Annotated in this window: 4 protein-coding genes; 3 read left to right on the forward strand and 1 reads right to left on the reverse strand. The window is 41.7% G+C overall.

Features of this window, described 5'->3' with window-relative positions:
- Positions 1-5: 5 nt before the first annotated feature.
- Positions 6-2,279, reverse strand: coding sequence for an arginine decarboxylase (adiA, locus tag ABLA76_RS02580; RefSeq protein ID WP_348986747.1), 2,274 nt, complete (start codon positions 2,277-2,279; stop codon positions 6-8).
- Between the two features lie 414 nt (positions 2,280-2,693).
- Here adiA and ABLA76_RS02585 point away from each other — a divergent pair, with 414 nt between their 5' ends.
- The 3 genes from ABLA76_RS02585 to cspG all read left to right on the forward strand — a co-directional run bounded on the left by ABLA76_RS02585 (position 2,694) and on the right by cspG (position 3,905).
- Complete coding sequence (locus ABLA76_RS02585; protein WP_047767235.1) at positions 2,694-3,026, forward strand: phage holin, lambda family; 333 nt, start codon at positions 2,694-2,696, stop codon at positions 3,024-3,026.
- On the forward strand, positions 3,007-3,402 hold the full coding sequence (locus tag ABLA76_RS02590; RefSeq protein ID WP_348986748.1) for a structural protein: 396 nt from the start codon (positions 3,007-3,009) through the stop codon (positions 3,400-3,402). The genes ABLA76_RS02585 and ABLA76_RS02590 overlap by 20 nt, the downstream gene beginning before the upstream one ends.
- A gap of 287 nt (positions 3,403-3,689) precedes the next feature.
- Positions 3,690-3,905, forward strand: coding sequence for a cold shock protein CspG (cspG, locus tag ABLA76_RS02595; protein WP_047767238.1), 216 nt, complete (start codon positions 3,690-3,692; stop codon positions 3,903-3,905).
- Positions 3,906-4,490 lie beyond the last annotated feature (585 nt).

Consider the following 4,490-nt stretch of genomic DNA (forward strand, 5'->3'; position numbering starts at 1 on the left):
CGTTTTCACTTTTTTATACACATCACGTGATAAATGCCGTTGATAATCTCTGTGCCTTCCGTTTCATGCTCAAAACCAGGAAATTCATGATCCCACTTTTGTAACGCATGCAAATATCCAATTTGGGGACTGGTTTTATCACCAAAGTTTTCGCCTGAAAGCAGCATTGGAATACCGGGCGGATAGGGGATGATAGAGTTTGCCGCAATGCGATGAGGTAAATCGTCCAGGGCCACCATTTCCACATTATTGGTCACAATGGCCTGATAAGCGGCTCGCGGGATCATTTCCATTTTGGGTAAACCGGCATATGCCCGATTCAGTTTTTCTCCCGGATTATTCTGCCGCAAATAATCGAACATTTTATCGCCTAACTCTTTCAGTCCTAATTGCTCATACACTTCTGGGTGCTGCTCTACCCAATCTGGCAACACCTTATTCAAAGGCGTATTGGCATCATAATGATGTTTGAAAGATAACAGGGTGTTAAGCAATGTTCCCCATTTTCCTTTGGTGATCCCCATTGAAAACAGGAACATAATTTGGAAGTCTGTCGTGCGGGTCGGTACGATACCGTGCTGGCTTAACCAGGCAGTGACTAATGCTGCCGGCACGCCCTGTTTTTTCAACTTACCATTATCTCCCATGCCCGGAGCCAATATGCTGACTTTAATCGGATCAAGCATACTCCAGTTAGCCGGCAAATCTTCAAAACCGTGCCAACTGTCTCCCGGATTCATTAGCCAGCAACTTTGTTCCTTCGCCAGTAATTCCTTTGGCGCATCTTCAAAAGCCATTTTCTTACCGGTTGCAGGATCGGTTACTTTTTCCTGATTCCAGGGTTTAAAGAACCAATCCCCCTTCTTATTGAAATCACGATGCAAGCGCGCTAATGCCTGACGAAAATCAATGGCTTCCTCAATGACTTCCTGAGTTAATGAGTAGCCGCTGTTGCCATCCATCATCGAAACTGCAATATCGTTTGAAGCGCAAATCGCATACAGAGGAGACGTTGTTGCATGCATCATGTAGGCTTGATTAAACCTTGAAAAATCCACAGGGTTGCGTCCGTCCCGTACGTGGATAAAAGAGGCTTGAGATAGTGCGTTCAACAACTTGTGAGATGAATGGGTAGCAAAGACTGTCGGCCCGGAGTGGTTTTTGGGATCTCCACGCATGGCAAAATGATCGTGATAGATTGGGTTAAACCGCGCATAGCCATACCATGCTTCATCAAAATGTATTCTATCGACGCTTTTATCCAATAACGCCTGTACCTGCTTGGCGTTATAACAGACACCATCATAGGTACAGTTTGTCACTACGCTATAAACGGGTTTCTGGCTCGCTATGCCCTGAATCAGGGGATTTTGTTTCAGTTTTTTCTGTAATGTTTTTACCTGCATTTCTTGTGGATAAATAGGCCCGATGATGCCATAACGGTTACGGCTCGGTAGCATATAAACCGGTTTGGCACCTGTCAGTATCAGCCCTTGCTCAATGGATTTATGGCAATTTCGGTCAATGATCACCACGTCATCTTCGGTCATGCACGCCTGCATAATCGTGCGGTTAGAGCCTGACGTTCCCACCACGACAGAATAAGAATGGTCTGCGCCAAACACTCTGGCGGCGTTTTTTTCACTTTCACCAAATGCACCGGAATGATCTAATAGCGAACCCAATGAGGCTCGTTCAATTCCCATATCGGTACGGAAAAGATTTTCCCCATAATAGTCATGATAAAAGCGGCCAACCGGTGTTTTATTAAATCCGACTCCCCCCTGATGCCCAGGTGCCGCCCAGGAGTATTCATAGGTTCGGCTGTATTTCATCAACGCTGACATTAAAGGAGGAAATAATTGTTGACGATAACGCTGCATAGCAGCAATAGCACGACCCGCGATAAAAGCCGCTGAATCTTCTAATATCCAGGCAAATTCAGTTAACTGCTCCAATAATTCATGATTTAGCAAAAATACCGTTTTTTCCCGATCACTTAACAAAAAGACCGGAACATTTTCCTGTCGTTCAAATAATTTATTTAATATTCTCTGTACTTGAAGATATAAATCATCATCCATGAGTGCACAACTTATCATTAAACAATCAAACGGCTCATTGGCAGAAATTATTGTATAGCTATCATCAAAAGACTCAGCAATAACAACATCAACCTCTTTCTCGATTAATTTATCTGCCAACCTATGCACGGCATTTTCAACATAGTGGCTATGATATCGTGTACCCACTTCATTTTTTGCTATCAATACTTTCATGACATTATTCCTTACTCTATCTCTACTTAAACTGACAGGATAAATTCAGCGTTACTTGGCGATGACCATCGAATAGTTGATACAATCAAGGAAATTTAGTGATGCTAAAATGAGCTACAGAAAAGATTATCAACAATACAATTATTTAAGTTAACTATTTGTTAAAATATAATTTTATGATTAAAAATCACATTGATTAATATAGTGTCTATTTGAATTTGTGCAATTCATTTGCTTTTTGTCTATCTCTAAAATTTGGCGTTTATGGGTTTAGTAAGAGCCAGAGCACAATAGCGTATCCATGTGGATTTTCTTTACCCGCGTTACTATGAAAAGGTACGGGACGTCATTCATTCAGTCAGTGTTGATGATGATGATGATGATGATGCCCATCACCAAATTATGGGAACAATAATGAAAGAACATCCTGATTTATGGGCCGATTTATTAAACGGTCTAAGAAACGCTTGGCCGCAAATTTCTGGTTCTATTTTGGCCGTTATGATCTGTTACGGCCGGCTTATTTATGACGGTGTGGAGCGGAAAAATCGCTGGGTCGAGCCGCTACTGTGTGGAGCGCTGTCGTGGGGATTTTCCAGTGGACTGGAACTATTTGGTATTCCAAACAGCATTTCACCTGCCCTCGGCGGAGCCGTTGGTTTTATTGGCGTAGAGAAAATCCGAGAGTTTTCCATTCGTGCCATCAATAAACGTTTAGGAGATAACAATGACAAGAGGAATTCGTAACCACAACCCCGGCAATATCCGTCATAGAGACAAATGGCAAGGTTTGCGTGATATCCAGACAGACAAATCATTTTGTCAATTTGTGGCGCCGGAATATGGCATACGGGCGATGCTAAAAATTCTGCGCAACTACGAACGCAAATACGGGGACAATACGATTCGCCAGTTTATTTCCCGCTGGGCACCACCGAATGAAAATAATACCGAGAGTTATATCGCTTATGTATGTAAATCAGTTGGCATAGCTAGCAGTGCCGTAGTGGATGTAGAAAATGTCACCACAATGAGCCGACTGGTTAAAGCGATCATTCAAATGGAAAACGGCCAACAGCCTTATTCCGATGCGATGATTAAGCGAGCATTTGAATTGTTATAAGTTCTAATCACCGCCAGCCGGCGGTGATTTTCAACAATATCGTCTCCTTCTTACCCGCAATTATACAAATCCGCTAAAATATTACTTGCTTAATATCTCAGGTCATGCGTTAATATCGGCGTCGGTTTGAAAGACAGACCTCATACAAAGCAGTTTATTAAAGCAGTTCTCATCCTCAGGCGTTATCCCAGATATCCCTTCTTGTTGAGTCTCTACGTTAAGCGCTAAGTAGTTTCTGTAAAACAAGCCATATTCGCCTAAAAAGGCTCAATTAAAGGAAATATCACATGTCTAATAAAATGACTGGTTTAGTAAAATGGTTTAATGCGGATAAAGGTTTTGGTTTTATCTCCCCTTCTGATGGAAGCAAAGACGTGTTCGTACACTTCTCTGCAATTCAGAGTAACGACTACCGTACTCTGTTCGAAGGCCAGAAGGTCGAGTTCTCCATCGAGAAGGGCGCCAAAGGCCCGGCAGCAGCAAACGTTGTGCCTACAGCGTAAAATATTCCCTGAATCCCTTCCTCTGCGATAACGAAGACGGCCTCAGGCCTGAGTGGACAGAGTGACGGAATGTCAGAATATTTTCAGAAACCGGTCTGGTTTTACCCATACCGGTTTCTGCAACATCCCTCCCGCGTTCTCGCGCTGGTTAATCCCTTTTCTTTTATATCAGATGCCTTCAATAATACCGTCAAAAAGATTATATAAGAACAAAACATTATATAGGAATTTTAAAGATCTGAATTCTTAAGAACTCGTATATGATAGCCCCACAGGCACACCATCAGCATTTTCAAACATTCTCTATCTCTATCTCTATCTCTATCTCTATCTCTATCTCTATCTCTATCTCTATCTTTCTGATTCTATTCAAAAATTCCCCAAACGATACTTATATCAGTATTTTTTATACAAATAATCAAAAAATACACAAACTCATTCTCTTATAACAAAAATCAAAAAAACAAAGCATTCGTTTATGAAAGCGTTAGTTAGCCAATCATATTCTAGCGTGCAGCACTGTTACATAACTCAAATTTTAATTTATTAGCATGACTAATTATTATCACGAGCAGGAGTTAAGCG

This window comes from Xenorhabdus sp. SGI240 (assembly GCF_040081915.1).
Lineage (GTDB): Bacteria > Pseudomonadota > Gammaproteobacteria > Enterobacterales > Enterobacteriaceae > Xenorhabdus > Xenorhabdus bakwenae.

Excerpts from the sequence above, each read along its gene's own strand:
- adiA (WP_348986747.1), bottom strand. The coding sequence starts at position 2,279 with ATGAAAGTATTGATAGCAAAAAATGAAGTGGGTACACGATATCATAGC.
- ABLA76_RS02585 (WP_047767235.1), top strand. The coding sequence starts at position 2,694 with ATGAAAGAACATCCTGATTTATGGGCCGATTTATTAAACGGTCTAAGA.
- ABLA76_RS02590 (WP_348986748.1), top strand. The coding sequence starts at position 3,007 with ATGACAAGAGGAATTCGTAACCACAACCCCGGCAATATCCGTCATAGA.
- cspG (WP_047767238.1), top strand. The coding sequence starts at position 3,690 with ATGTCTAATAAAATGACTGGTTTAGTAAAATGGTTTAATGCGGATAAA.